The sequence below is a fragment of the Pseudoalteromonas sp. MB41 genome, assembly GCF_020966275.1.
GTDB lineage: Bacteria > Pseudomonadota > Gammaproteobacteria > Enterobacterales > Alteromonadaceae > Pseudoalteromonas > Pseudoalteromonas lipolytica.
This window is the reverse complement of the sequence record NZ_JAJJZF010000004.1, coordinates 113,403-131,879: the sequence shown is the minus strand read 5'-3', so window position 1 is coordinate 131,879 and position 18,477 is coordinate 113,403. Positions and strand designations below refer to the sequence as shown.

General features: G+C 40.0%; 13 protein-coding genes. 11 read left to right on the top strand and 2 right to left on the bottom strand.

Translation table 11 applies throughout. The features are described 5' to 3' along the window. Positions 1-395 precede the first annotated feature (395 nt). The 11 genes from LPA49_RS07005 to LPA49_RS06955 all read left to right on the top strand — a co-directional run bounded on the left by LPA49_RS07005 (position 396) and on the right by LPA49_RS06955 (position 16,544). A complete protein-coding gene (locus tag LPA49_RS07005) occupies positions 396-1,007 on the top strand; it encodes a hypothetical protein (RefSeq protein ID WP_036972403.1) in 612 nt (203 codons plus the stop codon). Further along, positions 1,007-3,640, top strand: a complete 2,634-nt coding sequence (locus LPA49_RS07000) for a hypothetical protein (protein WP_230236160.1) — start codon at positions 1,007-1,009, stop codon at positions 3,638-3,640. The genes LPA49_RS07005 and LPA49_RS07000 overlap by 1 nt, the downstream gene beginning before the upstream one ends. 70 nt (positions 3,641-3,710) lie before the next feature. Beyond that, complete coding sequence (locus LPA49_RS06995) at positions 3,711-4,190, top strand: hypothetical protein (RefSeq protein ID WP_118845085.1); 480 nt, start codon at positions 3,711-3,713, stop codon at positions 4,188-4,190. A gap of 488 nt (positions 4,191-4,678) precedes the next feature. Next, positions 4,679-5,260, top strand: coding sequence for a hypothetical protein (locus tag LPA49_RS06990; protein ID WP_036972400.1), 582 nt, complete (start codon positions 4,679-4,681; stop codon positions 5,258-5,260). Positions 5,261-5,274: 14 nt separating this feature from the next. Next, positions 5,275-6,819: a S8 family serine peptidase gene (locus LPA49_RS06985; RefSeq protein WP_230236158.1), complete on the top strand. Its 1,545-nt coding sequence runs from the start codon at positions 5,275-5,277 to the stop codon at positions 6,817-6,819. Between the two features lie 224 nt (positions 6,820-7,043). Next, positions 7,044-8,429 (top strand): tRNA 5-hydroxyuridine modification protein YegQ, encoded by a 1,386-nt coding sequence (gene yegQ, locus LPA49_RS06980; RefSeq protein ID WP_230236156.1) that lies wholly within the window; start codon positions 7,044-7,046, stop codon positions 8,427-8,429. A 126-nt stretch (positions 8,430-8,555) separates the two neighbouring features. Beyond that, positions 8,556-11,864 carry an EAL domain-containing protein gene (locus tag LPA49_RS06975; protein ID WP_230236154.1) on the top strand — a complete coding sequence of 1,103 codons (3,309 nt, stop codon included), beginning with the start codon at positions 8,556-8,558 and terminating at the stop codon, positions 11,862-11,864. 388 nt (positions 11,865-12,252) lie between these two features. After that, positions 12,253-13,245 carry an HD-GYP domain-containing protein gene (locus tag LPA49_RS06970; protein ID WP_230236152.1) on the top strand — a complete coding sequence of 331 codons (993 nt, stop codon included), beginning with the start codon at positions 12,253-12,255 and terminating at the stop codon, positions 13,243-13,245. Between the two features lie 132 nt (positions 13,246-13,377). Next, complete coding sequence (locus tag LPA49_RS06965) at positions 13,378-13,662, top strand: hypothetical protein (protein WP_230236150.1); 285 nt, start codon at positions 13,378-13,380, stop codon at positions 13,660-13,662. 3 nt (positions 13,663-13,665) lie between these two features. Further along, on the top strand, positions 13,666-14,697 hold the full coding sequence (locus tag LPA49_RS06960) for an MASE3 domain-containing protein (RefSeq protein WP_230236148.1): 1,032 nt from the start codon (positions 13,666-13,668) through the stop codon (positions 14,695-14,697). A gap of 65 nt (positions 14,698-14,762) precedes the next feature. Beyond that, positions 14,763-16,544, top strand: coding sequence for a bifunctional diguanylate cyclase/phosphodiesterase (locus tag LPA49_RS06955; protein WP_230236146.1), 1,782 nt, complete (start codon positions 14,763-14,765; stop codon positions 16,542-16,544). Between the two features lie 79 nt (positions 16,545-16,623). Here LPA49_RS06955 and LPA49_RS06950 read toward each other — a convergent pair whose 3' ends face one another. Further along, positions 16,624-17,610, bottom strand: coding sequence for a HupE/UreJ family protein (locus LPA49_RS06950; RefSeq protein WP_230236144.1), 987 nt, complete (start codon positions 17,608-17,610; stop codon positions 16,624-16,626). After that, entirely contained in the window at positions 17,607-18,476 is an 870-nt protein-coding gene (locus LPA49_RS06945; protein WP_230236142.1) for a peptidyl-prolyl cis-trans isomerase, read from the bottom strand. The genes LPA49_RS06950 and LPA49_RS06945 overlap by 4 nt, the downstream gene beginning before the upstream one ends. Position 18,477 lies beyond the last annotated feature (1 nt).

Below are 18,477 nucleotides of genomic sequence, written 5' to 3'. Positions count from 1 at the left end.
AAAGGCACTAGAACTAGATAAGTGAAGTTACTTTGCATATCGCTACTTTACTTATCTAGGTGGAACATTCCTTTTTACAACCTTACTTTTGTTAACCTTTCATTCACTTTTGCACTGTTAACGTATACCAATGTGTTATGCTGCTATAACTTTAACTTTCTGAATATATAGGTTTTAAATTCACTTTTCTTCTTTTTACCCTACCTTAAAATAAAAAATAAGCACCTTTTAAATTGTAACCGAAATGTTAAATTTAAGTGTACAAAAGGCTACATGTTTTTGCGTGAACTCTTGTCTTTATTCAACCATAAATAATTAGTGATTAGGTTTTTTGTAGTTATAAATCCTGATTTAAAACAATAAATACACGAATTAAAGAATGATAGGAGATATGAATGAAACTACGCAGGTCATTAACCAAGCTGTCATGTGCATCTATTTTTGCACTAGGCACTGCGATGGCATTGTCGCCAGCTGCCAATGCAATGAAATTAAAGCAACAAAACTTACAAGAACTAACGCAAGCATCTCAAAGTATTATTACTGGCGAGGTTATTAAAGTAACCGATGGGTTTGACAACAAGCGTCCTTACACTGAAGTCACTATTCAAGTTGGGTCTGATGCAAAAGGCAAATTAAAAGAAAACTCGACCTACACTTTTCGTCAATTTGGTTTAATTAAGCCTCGCTCAATGGGCAATGGCAAAGTGTATTTAGGGGTTACTCCAGATGGTTTCGCAAAGTGGCATGAAGGTGAAAACGTCATTGCTTTTATGTACAAACCAGCTTCTATTACCGGTTTTCAAACAACTGCGGGCATGGCACAAGGTAAGTTTGTTGTACGCGATGGCAAAGTCGTAAACGAATTTGCAAATGCCGGTCTATTTGAAGACATGGATACATCTAATTTTTCAAATGAAGAACGCAATATGCTCACCAGTCCGGGAGCAGTTAAGGCCGATGTATTTATAAATTTGGTGGGTAAACTGACTGGAGTACAACAATAATGAAATTTTCAAAAATTACAGCAGCCCTTGCCTTAGCCACTCTTTCAGCCAGTTCACTCGCTGGCGGCCCTTTATATATTCATGATAAAACCATGGCACCGTATAAATGGGACACCTCCAAAGGCACTATTCCTGTATGGACGGATGGTGGTCAAGTTATTAAAGACAAAGACGGTAACGACGTTCAGGCTTTTACCATATTAGAGCAAGGCACGACATTCAATGTCGATATAACTTTACCAGATGGCACTGTGTTACCAAAATACGTTCCTTTAGACCGAGATTACACTTTTCTAACGATTGAGCAGGCGAATGCAGTCACAGCAGATGCTGTCGCACAGTGGTCAAATGTTGAAACCTCAACCTTAGACATGGCACTTGCAGGCACAATTGAAAGTCAAACTGGTATTAGCGACGTTAACGCTTCTAATGTTGACCAAATATATGGCGCCGAAAACGGCTACGGTTTTTGGGTTAACTATGATACTGACGGTGCGATCCTCGAAAATTACTTTGGAGTTCCTCGTTCATCTGTGCTCGGTATTGCTTTTCCTGAATGGGCAGATGAAGAAACGGGTGAAATTCTAGAAGCAACTGCGCTGATGAATGGATGGTATGTCGATATCAACGACACCGAGGGTAAGATGATACAAGGCGTATTTACTCATGAGTTTGGCCACGCGATGAATATGTCACACTCACAGGCAAATGGTCACTTTACCTATATAGCTAACCCAAACTACCTTATGTATGATGGTGTTGCTGGTTGTGCGGGTACGAATTCGTACACTGGGCGGAATAGTGCGCCTGTCGACAGTATCGAAACAATGTTTCCATTTATTAATGTACGTGGTATCGAGGGCGAAGCACAGGGTACGGTCAATGTACGCGATGATATCGTCAATATCTCTGATTTATATCCAACTGCGGATTACAAAACCAAATACGGAACCATTAAAGGAAAACTTTACACCAAAGAAGGTGTTGAGTATGCAGGCATGAATATGGTTGCCCGTAACCTCGATAATCCATTGCAAGACGTAATCACCCAACAAAGTGGGAATATGACCCAAGGGCGTATAGGCCCTGATGGCTCATTCACAATCAACGGCTTAACGCCTGGTGGCCGCTATGCGCTGTATATGGATCCAATTCGTGCTGGCGGCTACCCCACGACACCAACCGATATCATTTCTGAAAATGAATATTGGAATGAAGATGAAGGCACTTCACCAGCGCTTGACAATGCGTGTAACATGACCGAAATCATTGTCGCTGGAGGTGAAACTAAAGAAGTTGAAATGTACTTCAATGGCTATCAAGATGGTATTCAATACACCCCGCTTGTGGCAGCCTGGGTAAGCGATCATGCAAAAAATGGCAAGAAAGCATTAGGTACTACTCAGGGTGGTACACCATTTATTTATAACAGCACACAGAATACTTTTGAAACACTGGAGACGCCGCAAGGTTTTGCGCCTTTAAAAGCCACTTCTGCTGCGATGAGTAAAACAGCCACAAAGGCGGCAGTTATTGCTGATCTTGACGGTAACGGCATTGGTCAAGGTGCAGTATGGGATATCAGTTCAGGCCACCTCTCTGTGCTTGAAGACCCAAGCAATAACACCTGTGCGCTGGCAAGTCAGTCAGGTGTGAGTTCGCACTCTATTTGGGATATGGATGATGCTGGTAAAACCGTTGTTGGTAATTCTCGCCGCCCCAATACTGGTGGCGTAGAGTGTGCACCAGACAAGGCGTCAAGTTCATATGGCGTTCCAACAGTCTGGGATGTTAAAACAGGCAAAGCAACACCATTAACCGATGGCTTAGAGTTTATTCCTCGCTCTTGGGGAGATGGCTATGAAGTACGTATTAATGGTGAGCGAACCGAAGCATGGGTGCGTGCAGATAAAATTTCTGGTAACGGTAAAACAGTGACCGGCTCAGGCAACAACAATAACTCTCAGCTTGCGTGGGTGGATGGTAAGTTACGAGACCTCTACAAGGACTTCGGAGCACTCAACTCTTCTGTAATTTCTTATGATGGTGAGCGTATCGCCTTTGGTGCACAACGTGGATTTGGCCGTCGAGCGTTCGGTGAGGGGGTGAAAGTCTGGAATGCTAAAACAGATGAAGTGACTAATCTCGGTGGTCTACGTTGGTGCGAAGATGTTCCATACTATCAGTTCATCTACAACCTATGTGCGGCACCTTATAATATGAGCCATGAAGAAATTGCTGAAATTGCTGGTTTACCATTGAACATGGTACTTGATGCCAATGATGATTTATCTGTTATCACAGGCCGCCTGCTTATCAATGGCATGCCTGCTGGGTCGACCATCTATATGGAAGGTATTGGTTGGATGACAGGTCAGGAGTTCTTTGGTAAGCAAGGTGTCGTAGAAGCGAAAAACTTCATGACCAATGGCATTTTCGGTGTCAGTGCCAACGGCTCCGAAATGATGGCTGGTATTGTCGGACTTCCCACACCAGTGACCATTGAAGTCGATGCCAACAAAGCCTTTGTATGTAAAGATGGCATAAACCAAGAACTAAGTTTCCCTAAACAGGTGGTTAACGCTGTGAAGAAGGGAGCAGAGTTTGGTCGCTGTGCCCACATAGATGACTAGTATTTTGCTAGGTTAGTGGATGGCCCACTCAAAATGTGGGCCATTTTATTGTTACAACAAAGAATTGTTTATGTTTAAAAATATAATAAAAATAATGTGCTTATTATCTGTGATTGGCACAGCTGAAAACTTACATGCACAAATCAATCAAGAATCGAACACTGTAGAGGCTGAGTTTCCAACTGAACTTGAGACAACATGGGAACTTGATGAGGCTGCATCAATTGAGTACGCAAAGCGCTCTGTGTACTGGAATGATAATATCGCAAAGTTACTGCCTAAACTCATAGCGACGAATAAGCAAATAAAATATCGTTTTAATGAAAATGAGCTGGTGAGTGTACTCGAAGACACTAAGCAGAAAATAGCGATTACCTTAAATAAACAAACCCTTACAACGTTTTTATTTAACTTTCAGCATGATGACAAGCAAGGTCATTTGAAAGTTGAAAAAGCGGCGGGCGGGCGAATTAACATTCAAGCTGAAGGCTTGCTTGGCTATCAATTTCTGTTGTGGAAAAAGCGCCGCGAACGCTTAACAGGCGTGTAAAAATTTTTATGAGAATGGCTTTGCTGTTAACATAACTAAATCAAAACCAATTATCCTGGATAGTTAATTGCGTTTGATCTAAAAAAGGTGGCCATAGGATTGGTCACCTTTTTTTCTTTTCTCTGTTAGTTTTTCGTGTTTCAAAGCCACTCATCTCATTAAGCGAATGGGTATCACAATGCACTATAACCACAGTGCAACAGTGTTTAATTAAGATCTTTTAATGTGCTATTTGGTGCTTGATTACACTTTGGTACAAACTGGTACATATGAACGCTGTGTGAATTTAATTTTAACAGATTGTAAATGAAGGCGTTTTTTCTGCTTACATTTGTGCTGTTCATTTTTGCTTATTTCTGCGTATTGAATTCTCTTATTGGTTGCTCTAATACTGTGCTGTCGCTCTTAACTAGATGTATATACTAGAAATATTAGTTTGCGTCACAGTGGATAAAACGATAATGAAAACAAACTACAAGGAAAAAAATATGAAACTAACACAGTTAGGGTTGTTAATTGCAACAGCCGCTATATTGAGTGGCTGTGCAAAAATAGATGCACGAGTGTCAGCAGGTGGAACGCTTAATTCAAAAGGCGGAGCGGGCAAAGCTGTCTTTACTGCGCATGCTGCGCGATGCGATGGTGATGTATCTGGACAGGTTAATTATAAGGATTTAACAGCAATTGATTGGCAGCAAATGGGCGGTGTAGCGTTTAATGCAAACGTGTATGGTGCTGGATTATGCAGCGAAGAGCCCGTTGATCCTGAGGGCGCAGAGTCGGGTGATGAGCGTTTGTACTGTAAGCAAGATATTTGCACTGAGGGAATGTATCAGGTGGAGTTTAATTATAGCTCAACCAACCCAACAGCGCCGGGAGAGGGCGTTGGCTTTGCCTGTATGATGGATATTTCAGAAGGCGTTAAAACAGGGATTGGTGCAAATGGGCTCTTAAATGTGATGTTGCTTGAGTCTGGGCCATATCAAGGTTACAGCAATGCGGGAACAATCAGTGGTAACGTTCAGTTGCATGATTGCCCAGCGAGCAAAAACGATAATACTGCACAATAACAAGGAGCCCAACGATGATTAATAAAAAAACAGTACTTGCTGCAAGTGTGGCTCTCGCATGTAGTTTCCCCAGTTTTGCAGAACAGACGTTTCGCATAGTGGTTGAAGCGAACAATAATAAAGCGTCAATTGTGAAATCGGCACTACAGGCTAAAAATGTCAAAATAGAAAAAGAAATTAAGTCACTCGAGAGTTTTGCAGTCACTATTAATAAAGCGCAATTGGCAGAGATAGCGGGTTTATCCAATATTAAAGCGTTTTACCCCGATGTACCTCGTAAACTGATGTCAGAAGAGCCGATGCAGTTCTTACCTTATGGCTATACGATGGTTCAGGCAGATAAAGTGCAGTATCAAGGCGGTCAAAAGGTGTGTGTCATTGATAGTGGTTATGGATTAAGTCACCCTGATTTACCGAGTGCGGGCGTGACCGGTTCAGCGGATGGTGGCGCGGGTGTTTGGTATGAAGACCCATTTGGTCATGGCACGCATGTTGCGGGCACGATTGCTGCAATTGATGACAACAAAGGCAGTGCAGGTATTGTGGGTGACCACTCTCTGGATATGCACATTGTGCGTGTATTTGCAGGCAACGGTAGTTGGGCTTATGCCTCTGATTTAGCTGGGGCCATTGATGAGTGTCAGCAAGCGGGTTCAACAGTGATCTCCATGAGCTTAGGGGGCAAATATTCAAGTCCGATTGAAGAAAGAGCAATTAATAAAGTGGCGCGTAATAATATTTTAATGATTGCAGCAGCAGGTAACTCAGGCGATGCATCACACAGTTATCCTGCGTCTTACGATAGTGTGGTTTCAGTTGCCGCCGTGGATAGTGTTAAGCAACATGCAAGCTTTTCACAGCGCAGTTCACAGGTTGAGTTATCAGCGCCAGGCGTTAATGTTTTCTCAACTGTGCCTGTTGACCGCGCGCGCTTTTCAAAATTTAATGTCACGCAAGATAATGTTAATTTCCAATATTATGGAATGGATGGCTCGCGTTTTGGTCGTGTTACAGGGGAGCTCGTTGATTGTGGTTTAGGTACTCAGAGCTGTGGCGATGTAACAGGAAAAATCTGTCTAATCGAACGAGGGGAAATTCCGTTTCATAAAAAAGTAGAACAGTGTGAAGCGGATGGCGGTGTGGGAGTTATTATTCGTAATAACAACCAAAGCCAGCTTATCGGTACTATTAACCCTACTTCTATGATTGCTGGCTCTGTGACAAGAAATGAGGGTCTTAATTTAATGGAAAATCTCGGTAAGGAAACCACAATAAGTGTTGCCGAGTTTACAGATCATGACTTCAAGTCAGGCACTTCAATGGCCACACCTCATGTATCAGGCGTGGCAGCTGTGGTGTGGAGTAATTTTCCTGAATGTACTGCAAATGGTATTCGCTTAGCGCTTCGTGCGTCGGCGGATGATCAGGGTGAGGCTGGGTATGATCATGCTTATGGCTGGGGGGTTGTTCAAGCAAAAGCCGCCGTTGATTATATTTCTGAGTATGGCTGTAGTGCACCAAAAGGCGTGTTACGTGGGGGCGATGGCTCGGCTCATTAATTCACGTGTTATAAGATACATTGTTATTGATACCAAAGCGCCAAAGGGCGCTTTTTTTCGTTGTGTTTCGCAAGCAGCAATGTTTGGCGTTAATTAGCGGCTTAGTTACCTGCAATTATGATCTAGATCAATAAAATATAGTCACAGATTATTATACTCCCGCGCTCGTTAATCATATTAATTCATGCAACCGATTTGTACTCGGTTCGATGTGTGGAGCATTCATGTCGTCACCTATTTTGACCCCTCGCCCTTTTACGCCTGAGTTGTTATCACCCGCAGGTAGTTTAAAAAATATGCGTTATGCTTTTGCTTATGGCGCAGATGCCGTTTATGCAGGTCAGCCTCGTTATAGCCTTCGTGTTCGTAACAATGAGTTTGATTTAGATAACTTGCAAATCGGTATTAATGAGGCACATGCACAAAATAAAAAGTTGTACGTTGTGTCGAACATTGCTCCCCACAATGCCAAAGTAAAGTCGTATTTACGTGATATTGAACCTGTGATCGCAATGCAGCCAGATGCGCTGATTATGTCAGATCCGGGCTTAATTATGCTGGTCCGTGAAAAATGGCCAGACATGCCAATTCACTTATCTGTACAAGCTAACGCAGTTAACTATGCCACGGTAAATTTTTGGGCAAAACAAGGTATTGAACGTGTTATTTTGTCGCGTGAATTATCACTTGAAGAAATTGCAGAAATACGCGAGTTATGCCCAAGCACAGAGCTTGAAGTCTTTGTTCATGGGGCATTATGTATGGCGTACTCTGGACGCTGTTTGTTGTCGGGTTATATTAATAAGCGCGATCCTAACCAAGGCACGTGTACGAATGCATGCCGTTGGAATTACGATGTAAAACCGGGCACCGAAAACGAAACGGGCGAAATGGTTCATAAAATTGATCCTAAATCAGTGATCCCCACACTCGGTGAAGGCGCGCCAAGTAATGAAGTCTATATGCTGGAAGAACAAGGTCGCCCTGGTGAATACATGCCTGCATTTGAAGACGAGCATGGCACTTACATCATGAATTCAAAAGACTTACGCGCCGTACAGTATGTTGATCAGCTTACAAAAATGGGCGTACATAGCCTAAAAATTGAAGGGCGCACAAAGTCTTTCTATTATGTGGCGCGTACCGCACAAGTTTACCGTAAAGCAATTGATGATGCGGTGGCTGGGCGTCCTTTTGATGCAAACTTATTTAAAACGCTTGAGAACTTAGCGCACCGTGGTTACACCGAAGGCTTTTTAAAGCGCCATGCACACCAAGACTATCAAAACTATGAGTACGGTCACTCGGTATCAGATAAACAACAGTTTGTTGGTGAAGTGCTGGGGCGTACTAGCAATGGGTTGGTTGAAATTGATGTTAAAAATAAATTTTGTACGGGTCACTCGCTTGAGTTAATGACACCTAAAGGCAATATCAACTTTAACCTTGAGTTTATGGAAAACAAAAAGGGCGAGTCAATCAGCGATGCAAAAGGCTCAGGCCATATTGTAAAAATCCCTCTACCGCAAGATATTGATTTAGACCACGCAATTTTGATGCGTAACCTCGATGCTAATCAAGATACACGGAATCCTTTTAATAAAGGTTAGTTTTCATTCTGTTGCGCTAAGCAATAGTTAGCGCAACACCGACAGATTTTTTCATTATTTATCTACACTTAACTGTTATTTTTACTATCCTTTTTAGTAATACTTATAAAAATAGTTAAAAGCTTAGTGAAACAGTTTGTACATACTTCTCATCATAAAGAACTTGTAAATACCTTACCTTACATTGGTGTCGGTGTGTTGCTATTAGCCATCGTATTACTGCTAGAAAAGGTCGGTTTAATTGCTACTGAACCTTTTTATGTAGGCATGCACACCAGTGTTGAGCTTTTCTCAGTTGTTATTTCATTCTTAATTTTTGCTATTGGATGGAATACATGGCACTTCACCCGGAATAGCAAGTTATTGTTGCTATCTTGTCTTATGCTGTGTGTTGCTATTTTTGATGCGTTGCACTTTTTGAGTTTTTCAAGTGTCAGTGATCACGAGAAAAACATGGAGCAAGTGTTTGCTTTTTGGCTGTTTGCCCGGTTTTTTAATGCCGCTGCATTTTTAGTGATTGCAACCGCTATTTGGGTGAATTATAAGCTGTTTAATGCGCGTGTTGTGCTGAGTACTTTACTTTGTGTGACCGCGTGTATTGTGGCTGTTGTATTTTATTTTCCCGATTGGTTGCCCACGTTGTACATTGAAGGGGGTGGCAGCAGTCAACAAAAGTGGCTGATAGAAATAACACTGATTACGCTCTACAGCCTTGCTGCGTGTATGTTTGCATCGCAATTAAGAAAACCAAGAAACACTCTAAATATCGCCGGGAAAACGCTTGTTTGTTTGTTGGCTATATTAAGTGAGGCGTGTTTTACGCTCTATAATGATGCCTCGCATGTAACCGATACACTTAACTTCTTTGGTCATATTTATAAAGGTTTGACCTACTTCTTATTATATAAAATCGTGTTTGTTGAAACCGTCATCAAACCCTATGCTGATCTTGAAAATTCAACAGAGCAGTTATCTGCAACGCTCACCGCTTTACCCGATTCTGTTTTTGAGCTTGAGCGAGATGGCACGTTTAAAACTATTTACAGTGACAATTCGCCGAGTCGTGTCTTTTCGAACAATGTGTTAGGTCACAATATTTGTCAGCTTTTTGCTCCTCAACATGCACCGCAGTTTATACACTCACTGCAACAAAATCATTTATTTGGATTATTTACTATCGATGCATTACCTCTCTTAATTAATGGACGTACGCATCATTTTGAATTCTCTGTGACGTTGTTTACTTATGAAAATGAGCATGAAACTTATTTAGTTGTCGCGCGTGACGTAACAGAAAAAATAGGGCAAATGGCAGCACTGCTTCAACAAAGCAAGTTCAATAAGGGATTGCTTACATTGACCGAAATTTCGTTTCAGGAAGATCAAGAAACCTTGCTTAATTATGCCGTTGAGCAAGCCCGTGAAATTGCAAATTGTGATGGTGCATCGCTCTATATTTGTAATGAACATAAGCAGCTCGCTTACCGTGCGGTGCATGGCTCAAAACTGGATGTATGTACCAGTAAGTTGCAAGAAAAAGTCGCTGTTGGAGAAGCAGTCATTGTTAATCGCAAGCAAGCAAAAGAGTTTGGCTTGCCAAGTAATGCCAGCTCTTTGCTGGTGGTGCCGGTTGTGCGTCATGGCAAATGTCAGTTAGCGATTATTTTGCAACACACAGAAAAAACATTTTCAGTTCATGATAAAAACATGCTCACCGTGTGGGCTGAATCAGTGTGGCAGTGGTTTAATAAAATCACGTTGAATAAACGCATGCATATTTTATCTCAAGCTGTAGAGCAAAATCCGCACCCTATTATGTTTACGAATACGGATGCCAAAATTGAATATATGAATCGGGCGTACTTAGACATGTGTCAGTATGGTTACGATGAACTTATAGGCCAAAGTCCGAACATGATCAGCGCAGGTCAAACGGATTTAGGTGTTTATCAGGGGATGTGGCAACAGCTCAATAATAAACAGGCGTGGGTTGGTTCATTGGTTAATAAAACTAAACACGGAGATGCTATTGTAGAGCAAACAACCATATACCCCATTTTTGATAAGCAAGGAGCAATCAGTAATTACATTTCTTTTCAACATGATATGACTAAGCAAGTCGAAAGTGAAAGCTTAATACATCAGCTCTCTTACTTTGATCAGCAAACAGGGCTTGCCAATCAAGTGAAGTTACAAATGGAATTTGAGCAGGTCATAAAAGCGCATGTCGGTATTAAATCAGCCTTTATCTTAATTGGCTTAGACAACTTTAAAATTCTTAATAAGGCCCTCGGAATAGGGAATTGCAACTTAATACTGCAGAACTTGAGTGCAAGAATGAGTAATTTTATGGGTGAACAAGTCATGGTTGCGCGTTTACAAGGTGACCGCTTTGCATTTATTACCCCCTATACATCGACAGAAGAGATTGATAAGTGTACTCATAACTTACTCAAAGTGATCAGAGAACCCTTATCAATTAACGACGAGTTAATTGTTGTAACGGCCTCGATAGGGGTTGCCCTGTGCCCGCTGGATGCCAGTGACTTTGAATCTTTATTGCAGATGGCTGAGTCGGCTATGTTTGAAGTGAAGAAACTAGGCCGTAATAATGTCTTGTTTTATGCTGAAGAAATGAATAAAGCAGGTGTGAGGCACGCTCAGATCATTAATGCTATCAATTACGCACTAAAAAATAACGAATTTTCACTCGTATTTCATCCTCAAATAGAACTAGCAACAAACAAAATGGTAGCCGCTGAGGTTTTATTGCGCTGGCATTCAGCTTCGTTAGGCTGTGTTTCACCCGCTGAGTTTATTCCGATTGCAGAACGTTGTGGCCGAATTAGTGACATTGATGATTGGGTTTTTGAAAATACCGTAAAAACGATTCGTCAATGGCGCGATAATGGGATGCCAGCGATCACTTTTGCCATCAATTTATCGGCTACCAAATTTGTTAAAAAGAACTTGCTACGTAGTTTGACCACGGTACTGCAAAAATATTCCATTGAGCCGAGCTGTATTGAACTTGAGCTGACTGAGACGATTGCGATTGGTAATCCACAGTTTGCATTAAACACGATAACTAAACTGCGTGAAGCTGGATTTAAAATGTCGATTGATGATTTTGGGACGGGTTACTCATCAATGGGTTACCTTAAGGAATTTGCACTAGATAAGTTAAAAATTGATAAGTCATTTATTGATAATTTAGAACACCCAACTAAAGCAGATATTGCTATTGTAAAAGCTATGATTGATCTGGCGAAAGCACTTGATATGGAGTCGATAGCAGAAGGCGTTGAGTCAGAAAAACAATTACAAACCCTAAAAGAGTTAGGCTGCATTCAGATCCAAGGTTATTACCACAGTAAACCAATGCCAATTGATGCGTTTTATACATACGCTACTCATGAACGCGATAAGAATTGACGATTATTTATTAAGAAACTAATTACCTTTATTAGGTATTATTTTGGGTTGTTTAATTTAATGTTCAATTACCTTTATTAGGTATTATTTTGGGTTGTTTAATTTAATGTTCAATTACCTTTATTAGGTATTATTTTGGGTTGTTTAATTTAATGTTAAATTACCTTTATTAGGTATTTCATCAAATTATTTGCTGTATAGTATTGTATTATAAAAAGTGTTTTTTTAAATTAAATTGCAATTATCTTTTTTGATTAATAGTCTTAGTTTGTTTCTGATTTATATTGATGTAATTTAACTTTTTAAGTAAAATAGAACGACTAAAGGATGAATTGTCAATGGGAAGACGATGAGTAACTAATGTTTTTTTATTACAAGGTTACTTAGATTGAAAAAAATACAATCCAATCAATTAAAGAAAGGTATGTTAGTTAGGGTCAATGAACACTGGCTAAAAACTCCTTTTTTTACAAATAAAGTTAAAATTAAGTCTGAAAGCGATAAGCACAAACTCAAGCAATTTGAGGGATCGTTATATGTCTCTGAAGACAAATCGGTTGGTGCGCTGAATAAAGGGTTATCAATCCTTAAAGTGGCACTTGAAGACTGTGGCCAATCAGATGTATTAAACAACAAGGCGATAACTCAAGCCGTTACAAATATTGTTTTATTTGTGCTTAATGATGCCAGTCGTCTGGATTTAATATACGAAAAAATTAGCGAAGACTCCCAATCATTTCGAGAGTCTGTGCGGTTATTGGTGTTAATTACTTTATTCTCAAAAGAAATAAAATTAAGAAAAGATAAACTCATCCCCTTTGCAAAGTCAGCATTCTTAAAAGACATTGGCATGTCTTTGATCCCGCCTGATTACAAGCAAAGTAAGCAGTTAAGCGCGAAAGCAATTGACAGTGTTCATGAGCACGTTGTGTTGGGCTGCCGCGAGTTGCAAAGCCGCGGCATTGAAGACAATGTGATCAAGATTATCAAGTGCCACCATGAAAATTGTGATGGCTCTGGTTACCCTCATGGCCTAATAAAACCCGAAATCCCCCTTGAAGCACGCATAATTCGTATCATTGATACATACGTTGCTTTAACTTCACAGCGTCATTATCGCGAAAAGTTCTCACGTGTAGAAGCGATTGAGAAAGTTTATCACGCCGCTCAAATTGGTAAGTTTGATCATATATTAACGACTAAATTTATTAACTTTATTCGTCTTTATCCAAAAGGTGCAAAGGTTGAATTAAATGATAGGTCGCAGGCTATTGTTAATAAAGATCTCGCGAATGGCACCGTTGAGTTAGCTGATAGCCACACAGTTGAAAAATCAATTGTTGACAAAGTTAATATAGCTAAATGTCTGTGGTTTATATAACACGCCTCTATTTTTATTTTTAATCTAGCTAAATAAAACCCTTTATATTGAACTGGCATTTTTAAATGAGCCAGTAAATGTTGTGCATTTAATTTTTAAATCTATTAAAAGACTGTAAATGGAACAGATATCATGCGAAGTGATTTACCAATAAATAATTTAGAAAAAATACTCTCGACTTTAAATAGTTCACTGTTTCTTTCACAAAAAGTAGGTGTTGATGAAGAACCGTTAATTGGTAAAGATTTTAATTTTTTATGCTGCTTTGAGTTTTCAAACGCTGTGCTTTATACAATGAAAAAGCAATTAAAAACCTTGAATTTAATGATTTTAAAAAGTCATGCTGTTGCTCAAAGTAAGCATGATGAAGACGCTTTAGCTACGCCTATGTTTGCTGTAATTTGGCAAGGAGAATAGACAATGTACATCTCTAAAGCGGGTTTTAAGTGTCAGGGTGTAAATAACCATTATTTTGTTTTGTTTTCGAGCTTAATTATTGGGGCTTTAATATGCTTTTTTGTGCTTGAAAGTATCGATATATTTTCACAAAAAAATACTGAAATACTGCATTTAACAACGGAGCTATTGTCAGTTTTTGTTTTCTCATCAGTGGTACTGCTTGAATTTCAGCGCCTTGATGGCCGCTATGCAGAACAAACGAATATCATCATATTCGGATTTAGTATTGTCCTAATGATGGACTACATGAACGCGATTTCGTTTGCTGGTATGCCAGCGTTTATTACACCCAGCTCAAGTCAAAAGTCGATTTTCTTTTCTTTAGCTGCGCGAATGTTTGAATTACTGACGTTTGCAGCCATTGCGGCCTCACTGACTTTTCATGGCAGGAAAATGGTATGGCTAAGCTGTGGGTTAATTGTTTCAGTTATTTTAATCGCGTTCGGCACCTTGTTTGCTTATAACCTACCGTCTCTCTTTATTCATGGCGAAGGCGTGTCCATTGTAAAAATAACCTTAGAAAATGTTCTATTAATTGGTTATGTCGTCGTGGCTTATTTGTTTTACAAGAAACATAACGTAGATGGTGAAAAAAGGTACCTTCATTTTGCATTATCATCAGTTTGTATGGCGTTGTTTTCATTGTTGGTTACCCAGTATCAAACCCTGTCTGATACCTACCTTGTCATTGCGCATTTGGTGAAGTTATGTGGTGCGTTATTTATCTATAAAAGCGTATTTATTGAGGGGGTTTTATATCCTTATTCAATGGTGAACAAGGCTGAGCTGTATGCATCTAAAAAGAAAAATGAGCTGAAAACAATCTTAGATAATATGAACATAGGTGTGCTCAGATTGAGCGCTGATTTTAAGTTGAGTTATTACAATCAGAATGCGCTAAAAACCTACTTTTATTTACGTACACCGACTCAGGGTAAGTATATTCATGATGTTTTCCCTCCCGATGTTATCGATAAAGTATTGCCTTTTTAAGGACGGCATTAAAGGGAGAACAAGTTAAGTTTTCGATAAACCTCAAAGGGCTCGATGAGGAAACGTTGTTTCTTGATGTTAATGTGATCCCAGAAAATGATAAGTCAGAAAAAGTAATTAGCCTGTTATGTTTGATTGAAAACATGACCGAAATGAAGCTAGCCGAAAAAGAAAATGAAGAGCTCAATAGAAGTCGAGCAGAACTAAAAAAGGCCCTTGATCAGCATGCGATTGTCGCGACCACCAATAGCAAGGGAGTAATCACGAGTGTGAATGAAAAGTTTTGCAACATATCGCAATTTTCTGCTGCAGAGCTTATCGGAAAAACCCATGCGTTAGTCAATTCTGGAACGCATCCCCCGCGCTTTTTTAAAACTATGTGGCAAACAATTCGCAGTGGTCAAGTGTGGTCAGGAGAAGTCTGTAACCGTGCCAAAGATGGCAGCTTATATTGGGTTAACTCAACCGTTGTTCCTTTTATTGATGAAAATAACAAGCCGTATAAGTACATTGCTATTAGAGCTGATATTACCGATCGTAAACTTGCTGAGCAAAATGTTCATCGCTTAGCAATGTATGACGAGTTAACTAATTTACCTAACCGACGTCATCTTATCGACAAAGCAAAGTCATTGGCTAAATCAAAGCATCATACCCAAGGCCACAGTTACGCCTTACTGCTGATTGATTTAGATAACTTTAAAATGATCAATGACACTTTAGGGCACAGTATTGGTGACTTACTGTTAAAAGAAGTCTCGCGCCGTTTAGAAAGTATTGTTTTATCGCCTAATTTAATTGCCAGATTAGGGGGCGATGAATTCGTTATTTTACTGGATGATCCTACCTACATAAAAGATGGTGACTTTCATTCTGTGGATAGCTTTGCGCAAAACATACGTGAAACGATTTCGCGCGTTTTTTACCTTGATGGGTATGAAGTTCATACAACACCTAGCATTGGCCTCACAATCATTAATGCATGCGACTTTGAATTGTCAGAGGCACTGAAGCAGGCTGATATTGCCATGTATCACTCTAAGGAGCGAGGGCGAAATATGATTAGTTTTTATGACCCGAAATTACAAGCATCTATTTTAGAGCGAAATGAAATAAACCAAGGGTTGATCAATGCCATTGCCAAAAAAGAGCTAAACGTTGTGTATCAACCTATTCATAACACCAGCAAAGAACTCATTGGTTATGAAGCATTACTGCGATGGGATAGCCCTAAATTAGGGAGCGTTTCACCAGATGTTTTTATACCTATAGCAGAAGAAACAAAACAAATTAATCAAATAGGGCAGTGGGTTCTTGAGCAAGTGTGTGAAGAAATGAGCAAAAATGATGCGTATTCAAACCCTAATTTAAGTGTGGCTGTTAACGTCAGCGCGCTGCAATTTCAAGACCCTAACTTTGTCCCGCAAGTGCTTGAGACAATTAATCGATTTTCAATACAACCTTCACGGTTAAAACTAGAGTTAACCGAAGGGGTTATTTTAATGGGCACCGAGATGCTCATAAAGCGAATGAAGGATCTAAAAAACTTGGGTATCAACCTCTCTTTAGATGATTTTGGAACCGGTTATTCTTCGCTTAGCTACTTAACGCGGTTTCCGATTGATACGTTAAAAATCGATAAGTCATTCATCGATAAAATGCTGATTAGCTCCGAAGACGAGTCGGTTGTGAAAGCGATTCTCACCTTAGCGACAAGCTTAGGAAAAAATGTGATAGCCGAGGGGGTTGAATCAGAAGAGCAATTTCAATACTTAAAACGTTTAGGGTGTCAGTTTTTCCAAGGTTATCTATTAGGTAAGCCACAAAGTTTTAACCACCGTGAATAATGATTGATGGGTGCACGTAAGGCATTTTATTTATTCTCGCTGAGAGAGTGGCAAATAACATGCCTTACGTTAAACACGATTAAAAAAACATACCTTCAATACGCTCAATAAGCCAAAAACAGGCAAGGCTACCAATACCGTATGCCGCAAACGTAGCCGCTGATTTTGGCACTTTAATAAGGTGCTTAGTAATGGCAACGGTGCCTAAAATAGCGGTAATGAAAAACAATTGGCCAAGTTCAACCCCTAAGTTAAAAAACAAGAGAGCTGCAGGCACATCGACTTGTGGTAAGCCAATGTCTTTTAGTGCTCCCGCAAAACCAAAGCCATGCAATAAACCAAATATAAATGCGACTAACCAAGGCCATTTTGTTGTTAGGCTGTGTTGATTGTGTCTAATACGTATTGATTCAGCTGCAATCAGTAAAATACTCAATGCGATGAGTGCCTCAACGGGAGGAGGTGGCAGTGATACATAACCAAATGTTGCTAAACCGAGCGTGATTGAATGTGCTAATGTAAACGCGGTGATTGTTTTAAATAACGTGACCCAGCCTCTAACAATAAACATCAATGCCGCAACAAATGCCAGGTGATCCCAGCCCTCTAAAATATGCTCAATTCCGAGTTTTGTATAAGAGGTGATGATTTGCCAAATACTGCCTTCGCTTGGAATCGAAAGCGTATTTTCATTCGGCTTCATTAATAAACTATATTGACTCCCGTTCAACAATTTTATGTTGATTAAAGTATCGATAGTGGTGCGGTTTAGGTTTTCAATTGTCAGTGTTGTTCCTGCAAGTTCTGTATCGGCATTTAACCGATATTGAAACAATACAAATCCATTTATTACCATGTGATTCGGTAATGGAGAAAGTGAAAACTGAGGCTCGAAAACAGGGCGTATATTCTGCACTAAGTTGTTGTTAGTGGGTACTTTCCAAAGTAAATTATACTCGTGTTCAGTCACTTGATTAATTTGTAAATACGCGGGGCGAATTTCATGTGCAAACCCTGAACTTCCCCATATTAGTAGCAAGGCAAAACAAAATACTTTCATTCTCATAATGCGGCAAACTCTTGCTCTATTTCCGTCGGAATGGTGTCAGCTTCCAATCGAACGCGATACTTTTTAAGCAACGTTTCGAACATTTTTTGCTGTGAGTCGATGACTGCATAGTATTTATACTGCTCTAAAACATAGTCTCTAATATCACTGAAAGGGGCTAAATGTTCGGGGGTATTATTGGCAATTTTAACGAGGTGCAAACCAATACCAGACTCAATGGGTCCAACCCATTGCTCTGTTGGCTGCTTAGCGAGTTGCTCAACAAAGGTGCCTCCAAATGCATTCTTGAGGGTGTTTTCAGGCATGAGAGGCCAGTTGTTAGGCACTGAACGGCGATTCTCAAAACTGTTTAGTGTATTTGGATTTGCTATTAGCTGGGCGCGAATTTCACTCAGTTTTGGCTCTTGAGCCTCTTGTGGCGTTAATATAACTTGCTCAAACGCGAATGATTGCGCAATGGTAAACAGTTCTGGGCGAGCTTGATGAAACTCTTTAAGCTGTTGCTCAGAAGGGAGCTGCATTAAATTGCTGAGATCGCTGGCAACTGCTTCCATTTTCTGTGCAAGTCGCGTACGAATTATTTCATCACTTTGATCAAGACCCATGGTTAACGCTTCACGGTAAAATACCTCTTTGCGAATATGTCGCTCAAGAATGGCAGCAATATCCTCATTCGAAGGTTCATGTTTCCACTGCGCTTTCCAAAGGGTTTTTAGGTGATCAAACTTAGCTTGATCGACCACTATTACATACTCATTGTTTTCTGATTCTTGCGAAGGTGCAAGGTAATTCCATGCTGCAAATAAGAGTGAGCCTAATACCAGAAAATGAGTAATAGGCTCTTTTAAAATACGTTTAATCATT